Source organism: Mucilaginibacter lappiensis (assembly GCF_050433765.1).
Taxonomy (GTDB): domain Bacteria; phylum Bacteroidota; class Bacteroidia; order Sphingobacteriales; family Sphingobacteriaceae; genus Mucilaginibacter; species Mucilaginibacter lappiensis_A.
Window position 1 is genome coordinate 750,026 of the sequence record NZ_JBNPWP010000001.1, and the last position, 18,261, is coordinate 768,286.

Consider the following 18,261-nt stretch of genomic DNA (forward strand, 5'->3'; position numbering starts at 1 on the left):
TTACTTACCATATCATTAAACAACAAAGCCACCTCATTTTGCTGAAGTGGCTTTGTTATCTTTTTTTAATTATAGTACTTATTGCTGACCGCCTAAAACGGGGGCAAATTTTTTCATATAATCTTTTAACTGTGCCTGTACCTTATTATTGATATCAGCTTGTTTACTTTCCTTAGTAAAATCGGCCATACCATTTAGCAATTGCATACTGATCTGCACATCGCGCATGTTTATACTATTTGCATTGTTGGTAAGCAGGTGGTAATTATAATCAAGCTGATCGGTAACGTAATTGTCAATGCTGGTTATCAATTTCTTACCCAGTACCACATCATTCAGCTGAAACGCCAATTGGGCTAAAAATAATTTGCGACCAGCAACATCTATATAGGGAGTTATATCTGGCATTTCCTGGTCATATTTATGAATAACCTTTAATGCCAGGTCATTATGACCTTCTTCCATCAGGTTTTGCGCCAGATCAATAAAAGTAGATGTCATTACCGGATAAAACATGGAGGTTGATTCATGGTCAAGGTAACGGGCATTTTTAAAATTACCGAATTTAAACTTGTTCATGATATTATTATACATCACCATGGTATTTGTTTTACCTAACTGATCACGTTTGGTAGTATCCTTTTCAAATGGGATTAAACGGTAAGTAAACCCTTCTTTATACAGGTAAGGTTGTAAACCAATAAGGTTATCATTCCCAATTGTAGTAGTAAAACAAATTGGTCTTTTCCAATGATTATGTGCCAGTATATCAAGCATGGCCAGGTTATCTTTAGTAACATAGTTGGAGGTAAATTTCCACTCCATGCTTTTGGTAAGCTTACTTTTTTGATCAGGTGTAACTACACCGTTCTTTACTACTTCATCAGGGTTTATGGTAATTTTAAAATTCTTGGTAGGCAGGTAATTACCATAATCGCCACTTTGGTATTGCACCTGTGCGGCCTTATCATCTGACGATATAAAATCAAATATTTCTTTCACCTCAACAGGGCCAGGTATTTTCCTGTCGCTGTAATATATAACATCCCTCACCCCTTCTTTATACTTATCATAAGGCATAGTAATGGGTAACGGAGCCGACTGATTCATTTTTCCCTGCATCTGACGTATGTACCAATCACCTGTAAAAAGGCTCAGGTTAACAATGCGCACATCGGGTCTTATGCCTTCTACTTCCTGGTCATACCATAACGAATAGGTATCATTATCGCCATAGGTAAATAAAATAGCATTAGGCGGGCACGAGATCAGGTAATTATAGGCCATATCATGTGCTGTCCACTTGGTTGACCGGTCATGGGCTTTCCATTCCTTACTGGCAAGCAGTACCGGTGCCAGCAACAGGCAAACGCCAATTGATCCTATTGCTGCAATCTTTGGGTTGATATACTTACGCGCAAATTCAGCAATAGCAATTACACCAAACCCTATCCAAATGGCAAAGGCGTAAAAGGAGCCGACGTAGGAATAATCGCGCTCTCGCGGCTGTACCGAGGGTTGGTTAACATATAATACAATGGCAAGCCCGGTGAAAAAGAACAGCAATAAAACAACCAGTGCATCCTTCTTTTTACGATTAAGATGATAGAAAGCTCCTATTAAACCTAAAATTAAAGGCAATGCATATAATGGTGTATAGGTTGTACCGTTAACCACTGATTTAGGTAAGTTTTTATCAAAAAGACCAGTTGTCCAGTTACCATCAATGCCTTCGGTGTTTGTTTGCCCATCGGCATCACTATACCGGCCTACAAAATTCCAAAAGAAATATCGCCAGTACATCTGGTACATTTGCCAGCTAAACATCCACTTCATGTTATCAGTAAAGGTTGGCGCTTGTCCATCGGGAATGTGCAACCAATCTTTATAAAACTGAACGTCTTGTGGTTCGGTACTGTACATACGCGGCAGGAAGGTAGTGTGACTGTATACACTTTCTACTTTGCGGCCTGCATTTTCATATTGTGTTTTTCCTTTACGGTAAATAATGCTGCCTTCTTTTTGATCGGTAATGGTGGCATCATAAAAAGGTCCGGTCAATAAAGGGTTTTCACCATACTGAATACGGTTTAAATAGCCGTAAAGTGTAAATGCGTTATCGGGATGAGAGTTATTCAGGTTGGTATTTGCGGTGGCCCTGATAGGAATATATGCAAAAGAACCATATCCAAAATAAATAAAAGCTATGCACAACAGTGCCAGGTTAAGTACTGGTTTCCTGGCACGAATGCTATATACTATACCGGCTACCAATACCGCAACAATTAACAATATAAAGAAAAACGCACCGGTGCCAAAGCCAAGACCAAGCGAGTTTACAAAGAACAGATCAAAATAAGCAGCAAATTTTATGGTATAGCCTCTTATACCATACTGCACTATACCCAATATAACAATACCTGCTAAGAATGCCAGGATACCATTTTTTGTATTGACCTTTTTACTCCTCCTGAAAAAGTAAACCATAGCTATTGCAGGAATTGTTAATAAGTTTAATAAATGGATACCTATGGATAGGCCCATAACATAGGCAATAAAAATCAGCCATTTATCAGAACCTTTCTCATCGGCATGGGCATCCCATTTTAAAATGGCCCAAAATACTATGGCTGTGCACATTGACGACAAAGCAAATACGATGGTTTCAACAGCCGAAAACCAAAATGTATCAGTATAAGTAAAGGCCAATGCACCAACAAGGCCAGCCCCCATAATAAGGATAAGATTTGACTGATCTACAACATCATCACGCTTATTAAGCAGCATTTTTTTAGCCAGTGCGGTTATGGTCCAAAACAGGAACATAATAGTTGCCCCGCTGGCTATTGCCGAACCCATGTTGGTATAATATGGCACTTTTGTATTATCGCCAAATGAGAGTAGCGAAAACAACTTGCCAAGCATGGCAAATACGGGGTACCCAGGTTGGTGGGCTACCTGTAAACGGTAGGCACATGAAATAAATTCGCCGCAATCCCAAAAACTTACGGATGGCTCTAAAGTTAAAATATAGGTAACAGAAGCTATAACAAAGCAAAGCCAGCCTAAAAGGTTATTGATTTTTTTGTATTGCATTTATAATATGATATAGTATGATTTTATCGCGCGGGCAAATATCAGGATTTTTATAACTTATTTAAAAAAAACAGTTTCATGCAAACAAATTTAACATTAATTAACTTTTAAGATCATTTAACATCTTATTGATCAGTAAAACCTCAGGATTATTATAACCTAAACACGTGCAACGAAATTTTTATCTTACCATAAATAATACTTACTTTGCTCCGATGCAGAAACTCTACTTTTTTCGCTTTATAAAATTATTTTTGCTAACTGGATTCATTTTATTTTCAGCGCAACTAACTAATGCACAGTCTGTTTATTTGCCCGACTCCTACCAGCTTTATCAAAAATTCAATGCAGATATTTATAGTACCAAAAGCTCATTTCATACTTCTTTGCGCCCTTTTTTAATTGATAGTTCAATAAATCGCACTTATGATTCGGTTATGAATGTTGGGGTAAGCAGCAACAATAAAAGCTGGCTAATGCGTAAATTGTTCAATGAGCATTTATTTGATGTAAAAACTAAAGATTATACTTTTTATGGTGATATCATCCTTGATCTTTTAACCGGAAGGGAATTTACCGCCCATAGAACACCTAATTTAAATACACGCGGCTACCAGTTTGGTGGAACTGTAGGCACTAAATTTTCATTTTACACCAGTGGTTTTGAAAACCAAGGCACATTCCCCAATTATTATAATGATCTTGTTAATGCCAATGGTTTTGTACCAGGACAGGCTTATGCCCGGCATTATAATGGCCTGGCCCAGATTAGCCAGGATTGGTCATATGTTACTGCAACTGTCTCTTATACTCCTATAAAACAGCTTAACATTACTTTAGGGCAGGATAAAATGTTTATAGGCGATGGATATCGCTCCCTGTTGTTATCAGATTATGCAGCTAATATGCCTTTATTACGGGTTACAGCAAACTTCGGAAAGTTACAGTATATGATGGCATGGACATACCTTGAGGATATAAAAGAGAAGAAATTCGATACTTTTGGCAGTAATCGCCGTAAATGGGCGCTTTTCCATTATTTAGACTGGAATGTAAGCAACAGGTTATCATTTGGTTTCTTTAACGCGCTTATTACTCCCGAAGCTGATGCACAGGGAAACAGGCGCGGTTTTGATGTAAACTTTATTAACCCAATCCTGTTTTCAAGCTCTTTGGGTTCATCAGCTTCTCCTAAAGACAACGTTTTTATGGGTTTCACAGGCAAGTATAAAATATTTGATAAAACAGCCATTTACGGACAATTGATGCTTGACAGGTTTAAAGCCAGCAATTTCTTTTCTGGTAATAATACTGATAATACCAATGGCGTACAGTTGGGTATTCGTGGGGCTGATATATTTAAAGTTAACCGGCTTAATTACCTTTTTGAATTTAATACCGTTAAACCGTATACTTATTCAAGCACCCAACCACTTGATAGTTATACTTTCTTTGGCGATCCGCTGGCCCATCCGTTTGGCGCAAACTTCAGAGAGTTTTTAGGCATCGTAAACTATTCGCTTGGCCGTTTTGATTTTCAGGGCCAGTTTGATTATGGAAAATATGGACTTGACGCTGCCAAAACAGATAACAATGGAAAGCTGATAAACAAACCGTACCCGGCAACACCCAACCCAGTACCTGTTATAGGTCAGGGCTTAAGCACACAACTTTATTACACCGAGGGTACGGTATCATTCCTTATCAACCCCAAGTATAACTTACGTATTGAACTTAGCGGCCTTTACAGGCAGGAAAAAAACGTGCAGAGCGACACAAAAACCACAATGGTTACTTTCGGCTTAAGGAGTTCGTTCAGAAATTTATATCACGATTTTTAAGTTAAGGCTGCCGGGTTATAATTTCAATGCATCAACAATATGTTTTATTAACTCAGCTTCGATAAACGGTTTGGTAACAAAGCCCGAGAATCCTTTTTTTGAAAGCTTTTCGGTTTCTGATAGTTTGGCGTTACCACTGATGGCAATTACCGGCACTTCACTTAATGGCGCTTTTGATTGCCTTATTGCTGCAATAAGTTCATGCCCATTCATAGTGGGCATCTGAATATCAGTTAATACTACGTTTATGGTTTCTTTAGTTAAAATGTCCAATGCTTCCTTTCCGTTAAATGCCTGGTAAAACTTGATATTCCATTTGCTGGTCATCATCTTCAGGAACATTAAACTTAGTTCATTATCATCAACAGCCAGGATACTTATTCCGTTAAGCAACGATAATGGGTCATCGATTTTTTGTTTATCTATAAAGTAATTAATGTTTTTACCCTCCTCATAAGGAATGCAAAAGCTAAAAGTACTGCCCTTACCCGCATTGCTTTTTACACTAATCTGCCCTTTTTGCAACAGAACAAGCTGTTTGCAAATATAAAGCCCAAGGCCTGTCCCCGTTTGGCCCTTAGCAGAGTTGGTTTGATAATATTTTGAGAAAAGATTTACCTGCTGTTCTAAACTAATCCCAGCCCCCGTGTCAACGATATCAACCTTTAACCTATGCTCGTCATTTAGTGATGTAAGGCTTGCATTTACTGTAATACTACCTGTACTGGTATATTTAATGGCATTACTGAGCAGGTTAACCATAATTTGTTTAAGCCTGAAACTATCTCCTAAAATCAAAGCTCCCCTATTGCCCTCAAAGTTATAATCAAGATCGAGTTGCTTTTTGGTGGCGCTAAATTCCATGCTTTCAATAACCTCTTTTAATACAAAATCAGCATTAAACGGATCTTTATTGATCTTAAATTCACTATTCTCCATTTTCGCGGCATCCAGCGTATCATTCAGTGTACGCAGCAGCATATCAGAAGACAACCTGATAGAACCCAGCATATCGGCCTGGCGGGGAGATAGCTGAGTTTGACTGAATATATACAGGAAACCCTTAATGGCAGTAAGCGGATTGCGTATTTCATGGCTCATATGTTGCAACAGATCCATTTTTTGCTGAGCTATAGTTACCGACCGTTCATTTTCCTGGAGTAAAAGTGTTTCAGATACGCCAAGCTTAAGTATAAATACAATAAGCAAAGCCGCAAATATCAATACTAAAAAAAGGGCTGCCAGGTAAAAGTTATTTAGCAATGCCGTTGTTTCCTGATAGTTTTTAAAGGTCATCCCTTTAAATTCATTCGCTATACCGTAATTAATCTCCTTAATATCATTTATAATACTTTCCAGCTCATTCCTGATACTTACGTTAAGCGAAATCAGTTCTTTTTGTGTTGTAAGCAGCGCTGTGTTTCGTTGTTGCAGCTGCTTTAACTTTTGGTCGTAGATCCTTTTATCCCTGTAAGCAATATTGCGAGTGGTTGAATCAACTACATGGCTTGTACGGTTATGATTAACCTCAATAATATTTGTAGATGAGGCATTGCCATTTTTATTGGAGATAGCATCTTTTATCCTTGCAAAAAAGCCCTTTTTCTTAGCTACGGTGCTTTTCCTTATGGTGTCTGTTTTGCTCTCAACAGTTTTTTTACTGGGGCTGTTATCTATGCTAATATGGGTTGAATTTTTATTAGCAAGGGTATTATAATCGGCATAAACGGTAAGCAGGGAATCAAAATTATGTTTAAGTGAATACAACCTGGCCGACAGTTGTACTTTTTTATTATGCCAGTACTGTACCTTTTTGTGTTGTACCGAGGTTAAACTCAGCGTATCGGCATGTTCCCTAAGCAGGGTATCTATCTCATCAAAAGCTTGAGATAATTTTGTTTTATAGGCTTTACTTATTGCGCCATCGGTGTTTAATAATGACTCTTGAAAGTCGTCCTCTGCCTCATGTAATAGTAACAGGGCTTGTTGTGGTTTTGACTGATCATATTCCACATTGCGCGCTAATTTAGAGATGTTTTGCAGTTTATGGGAGATAGAATCCCGAACAAAAAGGGCTGCTATGGCCAAAATAATAACGAATGCTAAAAATGCCAGCAGGATTTTTCTTGAAATTTTTTGAGTATACGTCGATTTCATTAAAGCGGTTAGCTAAAAGAGTACAATGATGATAGTCATCATGAAATTAAGGGGCAATAATAGTATTTAATAAAGTCAGAATCATATATTTTAACCTTACTGTAATGATGAGTTTAAAATATAAACGATTAAATAAATAATTAAACTTAACGAAAGTTTCACATCAGGAGGTGGGTCTGATATGCAGTTAAATAATATTGCATATTAGCGTTTTTTTGATTTGACGATATAAAGTATAGCAAGGTAAAATTTAAAGACTTCTTCACTAAAACCGTAAAGAGCGGAGTTAGCAGTGTTTAACATGAAGTGATTTGAATATTTAAAGGAAAAATTATTAAGCAGGCAGTTCAAAGAATACTAAAATCAATTATATATTATTAAATATGATAACTGGTCATACACCATTCAATGCATAAAAACGAATGTTTAACAGATTTGATAAACATTCGTTTTAGTTCTTATTCTATTTTCTTTCCAAAACATAACGCCAAACAATTGCACTCAGCGCAGCACCTAATATAGGAGCAACAATAAACAACCATAGCTGACTAATGGCAGCACCACCAACCAGTAATGCCGGGCCAATACTGCGCGCCGGATTTACGGATACACCAGTAACCGGTATGCCTACTATATGTATAAGCACTAAGCTTAAACCTATTGCTAAACCGGCAAAACCACCATGTATATTTTTTGTAGAAGTTGAGCCAAATATCACCAGAAGAAATATAAATGTAAAAATAGTTTCGGCAACAAACCCTGATAGTAAATTGTAATGCGCCGGCGAAAAAGCATCATAGCCATTTTGACCTAAACCATTAGCAGCAACACTATACCCATCTTTACCTGATGCAATAAGCAATAGGATACCGGCTCCTGCAATGGCTCCCAATACCTGAGCAATAATGTAAATCACGGCTTCGCTTGCTTTCATCCTACCTGATATAACCATACCAATAGAAATAGCCGGGTTAATATGACAACCAGATATATGACCAATTGCATAAGCCATTGCCACAACAGACAAACCGAAAGCGAAAGCTATACCCAAAAGACCTACGCCGGTTGTACCGTTTGCTCCTGCAATTACCGCGCTGCCGCAGCCCATTAAAACTAATACGAGCGTACCAAAAAGCTCAGCTGAAAATTTGGAGAAGGTGTTTGTTTCCATAGTGAAATTGAATTAAATAAAAGGATTAGATGAAGTATGATCAAACTATTGTTGATTTTAAACTAAGGATAAGCCATATCATAACTTTATAACATGAACAATCAGGCCGAAAATCCTAATCAAATAAAATGAGTTTTAAACCGAATGTGGAGTAGTTTCGATAGATAGCTATATAATATCGACAGAAAGGCAAAAGAGTTGGATAGAATTTAAAATTGTTAAAACCACTTATCAATAAATTTTTTAAATGATTCCTTGTATTGTTCACTAACCGGGATCAATGTTTTTCCTACCCTAACGGTATTTTTAGTGATAGTATCGATCTTATCAAGCGATACAATGAACGAACGATGTACACGCATGAAGGAATTTACGGTTAGTTTTTCCTCAAGGCTTTTCATGGTAGTAAGTGATTTTATGTAATTATCGCTATTAGCTACATAAACTTTCACATAGTCTTTAAACCCTTCAAAATAAAGAATGTTCTTTAAATAAACTTTTACCAGTTCATACTCCACCCTTAAAAAAATAAAATCATTTTCAGTATACCCGGTTACACCAGGAAGTGGTTTAATATTATTCTCAATATCAGCTTTAGCCTTATAGGCGGCTTTAATAAAGGCTTCGTACTCAATGGGTTTAAGTAGATAATCAAGAGCATTAACTTTATACCCTTCCAGGGCAAAACGTTCAAAGCCTGTGGTAAAAATAATACGCGGGGCCTCGGTACCTTTTCTATTGTTAATTATCCGGGCTAATTCCATACCACTAATGCCCGGCATATTAATATCAAGGAAAACGAGTTTCAGGTTTTGGTTTTCAATGGCTATTAACGCATCGGCAGGATTAGTATGAAATGATAGTAAGTTTAAAAAGGGCGTTTGGACAACAAGACTGCGAAGATGGGAAAGCACCATCTCGTCATCGTCAACAATCATACAGTCTATTGGCATCGGTTTAAAAATAAGCAATAAAGGTGTTTGATCTTATTATGCAAATTAACCATTATATTATAAAATTCATGGTAATTTTTAAATTATAACAACTTCCTTACAAGTTTGATCCAACAAAATCCAATTCAAATGGTAGTTACCATTAACTCCCCCTTTACACAGGATCAACAACTTATAAGAATAACAAGATATGAATATTATTTTAAATCAATACTTAAAAATAACCATATATATAAGATTTAACCCCTCACGCCCGGGGTTTATCAAATGATCTAAAACAAAAATGATCTGCTCCTTTTAAAAAGCGGATCATTTTTGTTTTTATAGTGTACTTTTAATAACCATTATTTTGAATAAGTACCGGCGCGTTTCTGTCAATTTCGTTTTGTGGTATTGGCCAAAAATCAAAATTATCTTTATAAATAGTTTTTACTGCCGGAGTTAACGGATTTTGTATAAAGCCATTTAGCTTCTGCTTGGCAAGGCCCCATCTACGCAGATCAAAATAACGCAACCCCTCTAACGCAAATTCAACTCTTCTTTCGTGTTGAATGCGTGCGCGCATGTCTGCCTGATTAAGATTGGCAGGTAGTGGCGGCATATTAATACCCGGGCGGGCACGAACTTCATTCACCTGCTGATAAACGCTGGCATCGGGCCCTGATGCTTCATTTTGAGCTTCGGCATACATTAGTTTAATATCAGCGTATCGCAGCCATACATAATCCTGATCATCAAGCATACCCGGCTGCGGATTTACATTTTTGGGATCGAGCCATTTTTTTCCCGGATAAAAACCCTGGGTCCAGTTGTTTACACCCGGGGTTCCAACTGTATTCGGGAACGGCCAGCCTTTTGCGGGGGTATCACCCGGGAAGAAAAAGGTCATCGTTTTCCGCGGATCATTGGCCTCATACTCATTGATCATATCCTGTGTGCCCTGCAAATCTTTATACCCGGCGCCTATGATTGCAATGGTGATCGGGAAATTATGCGGTGCAGCCGGAGCCTGAAACTGTACCGAAAACATAATTTCGGGGCTGGAGCTTTGATCGGGTTTATAAAAGTTGGCCGGATAGTTAGCGTTTAGAGAAAATAAACCACCGTCAATAATGGTTTTGGCCAGGGCGGCTGCTTCTGCATATTTTTTCTCAAACAACAATACCCTTACCTTTATCCCCTGTGCCGAAGCCCTTACCGCGTGGCCCGTATTGTATTTTGCGTTTGGCAGTGATGCAATGGCCTGGTCAAGATCACTTTCTATCAACTTTAAAACATCGGTTCTTGCTGATTTTGATACCTTATTTTTAAAATCAACGGTCACCGGATCGGCAGTTACTATAGGAACGTTACCATAGGTTTCGGCCAGTAAAAAATAATTAAACGCGCGTAAAAAGTAAGCCTCACCCTTATATTGATTTAACTTGTCGCCGGTTAATACTTTGCTTACATTAACTAAAAAGCTGTTGGTTGCAGCTATACCTATGTAAGCGTTTGCATATAAGCTTTGGCTGTTATCAGTCGGGAACCCTCCTATAGTAGATGTAAGACCGGCGATAAGTGATTGTTGCGAACTACCCTGATTATTTTGACTGTAGGAATTATCGCTGAAATTTTCCCACCACATGGGTGCATATTCGGTAATTTGACCGTTTTGCGCGTATAGTGTTCCATAAAGGCCGGTAAGCGCCAGATCGGCATCAGCAGCTGTTTTCCAAAAGTTGTTTGTTGATAGCTTATCAGGAGGCGTAACATCCAATTTTTTGCATGATGTTATAAAAAACACTGCTGCTATAAATATGATTATGTTTGTTTTCATTTGCTTTTAAATTGAAATTAAAATTGAACAGATGCACCAAACGTGTAAGTGCGGTTTTGCGGATAATTGGCAAAGCCATACCAGGCATCGGGTTTATTGGTGATGTCCTGCCTTTCAGGGTCAGTGGGCTGTTTAAGTGGGGTAAAGAGTACCAGATTATCAACCGAACCAAATACCCTAAGCGAATTAACGCCTTTGATCATCCTTTTAGGGAAGGTATAACCTATCTGTAAATTTTTAATGCGCATAAAGCTGGCATTATATAAATGATAGGTTGATTGTACATTGGTGATTTTGGGGTAACCATAAAAACCCAGATAAATTTTAGGCATCGTGGTTGATGGGTTCTCCGGTGTCCATCTGTTTAACCAGTCAACAGTAGGCATAGCTCCCTGTGCAAACGGATCTACACCCCATTTGTACAAATAAAGTTTATTACCGTATGAGCCATATAGCTGTACACTGGCGTCAAAATTACCCCAGGTTGCTCCCATGGTATAGGAATATTCAAACTTGGGATATTGTCCGGGTATAATACTGCGGTCATTGGCATCTACTTTTCCATCGCCATTAACGTCTTTGTATTTAATATCCCCTGGGGTTGGGACACCGCCTAAAGACGACTGATCCGGTGAGTTATTGATCTCGGCCTGGCTCTGGAAAATGCCATCCATAGTTTGTAAATAGAATGAGCTAACCGGGTATCCGTTTCGCATAATGGTTTGCCCGTCAGGCCCCCCTATTTCATCAGCTCCAAATGATACCAGTTTGTTACGATATAATTGCAGGTTAGCCACGGCATAATAGCTGAATTTTTCGGATATGCGGTCCTGATAGCGTAAACTAAACTCAAAGCCTTTATTGCTTACAGCTCCATTATTAACAACCGGAGCATTTACACCAAGGGCCAGGGGAACCTGTGATTGCCGTAAAATGTTATAGGTGTACTTATTAAACCAGTCAAAGGTAAAAGTCAGTTTGTTTTTAAATGCCACCAGATCAAAACCCAGATCTGTCATCCGGGTGGTTTCCCAGGTCAGGTTGGGATCAACCAGGGCGCCGGGTATAAAACCTGAAGAAACACTTCCGGCAAATGCGTATGTGTTTTGATTAAGGATAGGTTGATATGGATAAGGAACATTACCATTAGTTGTATTTATGTTCTGATTACCTAAACGGCCCCATGAACCACGTAGTTTCAGATCATTTATCCAACTTACATCTTTTAAAAAGTTTTCTTTAGAGATGCGCCATCCGGCCGAGAACGATTGATATAAACCCCAGCGGCTATGGCTCGGCAAACGTGATGTACCGTCATAGCGTACACTTGCTCCCAGCAGGTATTTATCCTCAAAATTATAATTCACATTTCCGTAAAGTGAGTGAATGATCCATTGGGCAGATGTACCATCGTTAGTTTGATTGTTTGCCGACCCGGCATTCAATTCCTGAAGGTCATTTGTAGGATACCCGATGCGGTAAGCATTAACATTACTTACATTATCTACCTCCTGTTGTACACCACCCAAAATGGTCAGGTCATGCTTGCCCAGCATTTTATGGAAATTCAACTGACTATAAATAGTAGAATGCGTTTCATCATTATTATTCACCGATAAACCGGGGGTACCTACATCAGCATTATGGCTAAAAGAAAGATCGCTGTAATAATAGGTTGGTATAGTTGGCCGGAATGTTTTGTTTTTATTATAGCTAAAGCTCACTCCAGCTCGGTTTTCCCATTTCAAACCATCAAGAATATCTACATCCAATGATATATTACCCTGCCCGTAATAATTAGGGTTATGTGTAAGTATCTGGGAGGCCAATACGGGGTTTTTATTTCCAAGTTCTTTATCATAAGCTTTACTAATCCATAAACCATCGGCTGTTTGAGCCGGATATAGCGGTGATTGGGACAATGTGGATATATAAAGATCGGTACTGTTTACAAAAGAGTAATTCCTGTCGCCATAGCGGATTTGAATATTTGTACCCAGGGTAACTCGCTTGTTTATTTTTGAACTAAGGCCCAGATCAACGGTATACTTTTTATACTCAAAACCGCGCATGCTACCTGGCTGGTTGGTATAACCCAAACCCAGGCTATATGTGGTACTTTCATTACCACCACTCAGGTTTAAGTAATGATTTTGCACCACTGCTGTTTTAAACATATCCTTCAACCAGTCATGATTCGGGTATTTGACACGGTCAGTAGCATTTTTATACAGATCAATCTGATCCTGTGTATATATGGGTGCGTTTCCGGCGTTTGCTTCGGCCTCATTTAATAACTCCATGTACTGAGCCGAATTGGTTATCAGTTCAGGCAGCCTGGTTGCACTGGCAAATCCTACGTTATAGTTATAGGCAAGTCTAAAACCGCCTGCTTTGCCCTTTTTGGTTTTAACTACCAACACACCATTTGCGCCCTGCGAACCATATATGGCAGCAGCAGCGGCGTCTTTTAGTACGGTTACCGATTCTATGTCATTAGGATTAATTATTCCAAGATTACCGGGTATCCCATCAACAATAACCAGCGGATTATTACCCGCACTACTAAAGGTACCTACCCCCCTGATACGCAGCTGCACATTTTCGTTACCCGGTTCGCCAGAATTTTGAATAACCGATAAACCCGGTAGTTGCCCTTGCAGTAAGGAAGTAGCATCAGTTGCCACCCTTTTGGTCATGTCTTCGCCCTTAACCGAAACAATGGCGCTCGTCAGCGTATGTTTACTCTGGGTGCTATACCCGGTAACTACAACTTCGCTTAAGCCCTGATTATCTTCAAGGAGCGTAACATTAATTACACTTTTTCCATCAATGGCTATTTCTTGCTTCGCAAAACCTATAAAACTAAATACCAATATGCCGTTCCCATCCGGCACATTCAGGCTGAACGCGCCATCAACATCACTCACGGTACCCGTTTTGGAACCTTTTAGTTGTATGGAAACACCCGGAAGCGGAACACCTTTCTTATCCGTAACCTTCCCCTTAATATTCAAGATCTCTACGCTTTCGGGCAAAGGTTTTGACTTTATGGTTATCGTTTTTTTATTGATCAGATAAATAAGCGGCTGATCACTGAAAATTCTCTCAAGTGCCTGTGCAATAGTTGCATTTTTTAAAGATAACGACACCGGCGCAGCCAATTTTATTAATTGCGCGCTATACAGAAAATCGTATCCGCTTTGCTGCTGAAGCGTAAAAAGAACATCCTCTAAAGGAGCTTTCTGTACCTCCAGATTTATTTTTTGAGCATATGAACTCGCACTAACCTGTAGTATGGCTACCATTATTAGGATACAGGTTAATTTCATGATGCGAATAAATTTAAGCAGGACATGGTTATGCCATCTGAACTTTGATTCAGTAAATATTTTATACATTTGAATGTTAGGTTTAATTTATAATTGATTGTTCTCGCAATTGATATGTAGTTAACTAACTCAGCGTAAGCTGATGATCAGGAGCGGTTGGAACGCTCCTGATCTATTTGTTAGATAACCGTTAAACTTTTTTATCAAGTCATAACAATTATCCTCCTTCCTTCAATTTTAAAGTGAATCAATCCAGTTAATTCAAGGCCTTTTAATAATTCATTTATATCTTTATTTTTAGAGTAAGTACCTCCAAATTTTATATTTGACATGTTTCCGCGGTATTCAACGTCAACATCGTACCACCGGCTTATCTGTTTCATGATATCATGAATATCATCTTCTCTGAAAACAAAATATCCCGATTTCCAGGCCATTACCTGGTTTATATTGGCTTTTTTCTTTGCAATTTTTTTGGCAGAACGATCAGCGACTCCCTGTTCGCCTGGAACTAACATGGCAAATGCCACCGTGTTTGATAAACGTACCGAACCTTCGAGCAAAGTGGTTTTTACGCCGCTATCATCCTGATAAGCTTTTACGTTAAAATGTGTTCCTAAAACCTTAACATCCACTTCGTTGGTATGTACAATAAAAGGCATTTGCTTATTTTTTGCTACTTCAAAATAAGCCTCGCCCTTTAAGCTCACCTTCCGATTTGTACCTTTAAAACCAACAGGATAAGTTAATGACGATTCGGAATTTAGCCATACGTTTGTACCATCAGGTAATGTAACTGTGTATTGCCCGCCCCTGGGGATGGTTATGGTATTTAAAGCATTGGCATCCACACCAGCATCTGTTCCATTATCAGTATAGGATAACAAGCCGTTCTTTAATTTTTTTATCGCAGTATTTCCTGATGTAGCCACAACGCCATTCGCGGCGTTATCTAAAACTATATTGGCTCCATTAGCCAGCGTAAGAACCGCAGTTGTAGTACCAGGTTTTATGATGTTATTTTTTGTTTTTTTGATCTCATTTTTAACAATCAGCTTTTGAGGTTGGTTATTAAAAAACAAACTGCCCAATCCTATTGATAAAAGTACCATCGCAGCGGCTGTCCACCACCAGGCCATCTTTACAACCCTGGATTTACTGCCTGATACTGATTGAACGATGCGACCATAAATACTCCTTCTGATCAACTTATCGCCTCTTAATAGCCTGATTTCCTGATCGTCGTGTATTTTAAAATTATCTTTATGCTGCATTAATAATTCTTCTTCCTCAGGAGTACATAAACCCGAAAGGTGTTTTTCATAAAGTAGTATGTATTGCTCAGGAGTCATAAAATTGGTTTTGCTTACTATATATAAAGTGCTGCAAAATCTAATTCAACACACATGATTTTGAAAATATTTTTAAACATTAAAATACATGTGTGGCTGACAATTGTATTTGATAAACATTTCTTATTTTTATCAAACCAATTATGATCAGTCAAGTTACCGATAGTGAATTATGGGACTCCGTTGTCTCAGATAATTCCAGGGCTTTTGTAGTCCTGTACAACAGGTATTGGAAAAAACTCTATAAAACCGCTAATTATTATTTAAAAGATGAAACTGTAGCTGAGGAGATTACACACGATGTATTTGTGGCGTTATGGACAAGGCGTAAATACCTGAAGATCCAAAATTTTCAAAATTACATTCATGTAACTGCCAGGTATCAGGTATTTAAACATTTAAAAGCGGCTAAGATAAACTGTGTAGAATATATTGATCAATTTGCCGAAAGCGATAGCATGGTTGTTTATAACACCGCCGATAGTAAGCTGGGTTATGAAGCCCTTGAATCGGAACTTGCACAAGTATTACTGGAACTGCCCCGCCGCTGTCGGGAAATTTTTTGGTTAAGCCGGGTAGAAAATTTAAGTAATGAAGAAATTGCCAATAAACTTAATATCTCCAAACGTACTGTTGAAAATCAAATTACGTTTGCGCTGAGGTTCCTGAGAATGTCCTATCCTAAACTGCCTTTAGTTTCACTGATGATCCTCATCGTTTTGTTTTTAGCAAAAACCTTTGAGTAAAAAAACATGTTTAACAAAAAGAGCCCGTAATTTATATTTACGGGCTCTTTTTGTTAAATAGGGTTCTGGAATATTACTACCAAAACCTTATATAAATAGCCGATAGCAATAACAGAATAACGACTATCATTATAACTGATGAAGGCTTTAACTTAAACATTGATTTATCTACAACTATTGCTTTGGCATTTACCACCGGGCCGGCCAAACTTATAAATACCATTACAATACAAGTTATAAGGAACGACCAGCTAAGTGATATAAAAAACGGAATTTCATATTGCCCCGCCGCATTTTTAAATGCTGAATACAACATGGTTTCGGGGCCAAACACAGTAACGGCAAACTGATTAAAAAATACTGACGCTGCAAAGCCAACCAATATCCCAATGATGGCGGCTTCGGCAGTGGTTCTTTTCCAAAACATGCCCAGTAAAAATGTAGCAAGTACACCGGGGCTTACAAAGCTTGAATATTTCTGTACAAATGTATATCCTCCTGAACTTCCTATACCCAATACATCGTGCCAGGTAAATGAAACGGCTATCAACAAGCTAAACACGATAGCAAGCCTGCCAATCCAAACCATTTTCCGTTCATTGGCTTCGATATTCAGGTATTTTTTATAAATATCAAGGGTAAAAATGGTGGCGATGCTATTGATTTTACCCGCCAGGGAAGCAACTATGGCTGCGGTTAAAACAGCAAGCGACAACCCCTTAAGTCCCGAAGGTAAAAAAGATAATATGGCCGAATAAGCACCATCTTTACCTCCATTGCCTAATTGAGGTAAATGACCGTGTTTGTATAACACAAAAGCAACAATACCCGGCAGCATAACAATTACCGGCATCAGTATTTTCAGCAAGCTTGCAAACAAAATACCGGTGCGTGCAGTGGTTATATTGGCGCCTAAAGCTCGCTGTGTTATGTATTGGTTACAGCCCCAGTAATTCAAATTACTGATCCACTGCCCTGAAACATACATGGCAAAGCCCGGTAAAATAAGATATTTGGTTATAGTTTCGGTTGATGCCCCTGCAGCTGGTTTTTTAAAGATTAAATGAAAGTGATCGGGGGCATCTTTTAATAGTAAATTAAAGCCGGTAAATACATTGGTTCCAAAACCAAATTTTTCGCTGACAATAGTAAGTGATAGGTAAGTGATAGCCAAACCACCTACTATCAATACGCCAACCTGTATAACATCTGTATAGCCAACAACCCGCATCCCGCCCAGAGCAATAACAGCCCCAAATATAGCCAGGCCTATCATAATTTCATGAAAATATGCCCCACCAAGTAAACCGTTAATGGCTAAAGCACCCAGGTACAAAATAGCGGTTAAGTTGATAAATACATATAAAAGCAACCAGAATATTGACATTACCAAAGCCACGCCACTATTATATCTGTTTTGCAGAAACTGTGGCATGGTAAATATTTTGTTCTTGATATATACCGGCATAAAAAATACAGCCACAATAATTAATGCAGCAGCCCCAACCCATTCATATACAGCTACAGCAATACCAGCAAAAAAACCATCACCGCTCATGCCTATAAATTGTTCGGCCGAGATATTGGACGCGATGATGGATGCACCTATTGCCCACCAGGTGAGCGAGCCCTCTGCAAGGAAAAAGCTGTGTGAACTGGTGTTTGTTTCATTCTTTTTTCGGCGATAAATAAAGTATCCATAGCAAGAAACTATTATGAAATAGGCGAAAAAGACCAGAAGATCGGCCGTAGAAATATGATTCAGCATGAGTATTTTTTTGCAATAGGAAATTT

Annotated in this window: 10 protein-coding genes; 2 read left to right on the plus strand and 8 right to left on the minus strand. The window is 38.5% G+C overall.

All coding sequences use genetic code 11. The features are described 5' to 3' along the window. Window positions 1–78: 78 nt before the first annotated feature. Window positions 79–3,096, minus strand: a complete 3,018-nt coding sequence (locus tag M2273_RS03225; protein ID WP_429392922.1) for a glycosyltransferase family 117 protein — start codon at window positions 3,094–3,096, stop codon at window positions 79–81. Between the two features lie 254 nt (window positions 3,097–3,350). On the opposite strand from M2273_RS03225, the gene M2273_RS03230 reads away from it, so the two are divergent. Continuing rightward, entirely contained in the window at window positions 3,351–4,937 is a 1,587-nt protein-coding gene (locus M2273_RS03230) for a gliding motility protein RemB (RefSeq protein ID WP_429392924.1), read from the plus strand. Between the two features lie 15 nt (window positions 4,938–4,952). On the opposite strand, the gene M2273_RS03235 is transcribed toward M2273_RS03230, so the two are convergent. From M2273_RS03235 to M2273_RS03260, 6 genes are all read right to left on the minus strand, one after another. Next, window positions 4,953–7,094 carry a hybrid sensor histidine kinase/response regulator gene (locus M2273_RS03235; RefSeq protein ID WP_429392926.1) on the minus strand — a complete coding sequence of 714 codons (2,142 nt, stop codon included), beginning with the start codon at window positions 7,092–7,094 and terminating at the stop codon, window positions 4,953–4,955. A gap of 463 nt (window positions 7,095–7,557) precedes the next feature. Continuing rightward, the gene (aqpZ, locus tag M2273_RS03240; RefSeq protein WP_429392929.1) at window positions 7,558–8,265 is read right to left on the minus strand and encodes an aquaporin Z; all 708 of its coding nucleotides are present in this window, start codon (window positions 8,263–8,265) and stop codon (window positions 7,558–7,560) included. Window positions 8,266–8,483: 218 nt separating this feature from the next. Next, window positions 8,484–9,218 carry a LytR/AlgR family response regulator transcription factor gene (locus M2273_RS03245; protein ID WP_429392933.1) on the minus strand — a complete coding sequence of 245 codons (735 nt, stop codon included), beginning with the start codon at window positions 9,216–9,218 and terminating at the stop codon, window positions 8,484–8,486. Window positions 9,219–9,552: 334 nt separating this feature from the next. Then, entirely contained in the window at window positions 9,553–11,037 is a 1,485-nt protein-coding gene (locus M2273_RS03250; RefSeq protein WP_429392936.1) for a RagB/SusD family nutrient uptake outer membrane protein, read from the minus strand. Window positions 11,038–11,054: 17 nt separating this feature from the next. After that, the gene (locus M2273_RS03255; protein WP_429392938.1) at window positions 11,055–14,369 is read right to left on the minus strand and encodes a TonB-dependent receptor; all 3,315 of its coding nucleotides are present in this window, start codon (window positions 14,367–14,369) and stop codon (window positions 11,055–11,057) included. A gap of 203 nt (window positions 14,370–14,572) precedes the next feature. Continuing rightward, window positions 14,573–15,721: a FecR family protein gene (locus M2273_RS03260; protein ID WP_429392941.1), complete on the minus strand. Its 1,149-nt coding sequence runs from the start codon at window positions 15,719–15,721 to the stop codon at window positions 14,573–14,575. A gap of 143 nt (window positions 15,722–15,864) precedes the next feature. Here M2273_RS03260 and M2273_RS03265 point away from each other — a divergent pair, with 143 nt between their 5' ends. Beyond that, on the plus strand, window positions 15,865–16,467 hold the full coding sequence (locus M2273_RS03265; protein ID WP_429392943.1) for an RNA polymerase sigma-70 factor: 603 nt from the start codon (window positions 15,865–15,867) through the stop codon (window positions 16,465–16,467). Window positions 16,468–16,543: 76 nt separating this feature from the next. Here the strand turns inward: M2273_RS03265 and M2273_RS03270 are convergent, their stop codons facing one another. Beyond that, window positions 16,544–18,235, minus strand: coding sequence for a sodium:solute symporter family transporter (locus M2273_RS03270; RefSeq protein ID WP_429392946.1), 1,692 nt, complete (start codon window positions 18,233–18,235; stop codon window positions 16,544–16,546). Window positions 18,236–18,261: the final 26 nt, after the last annotated feature.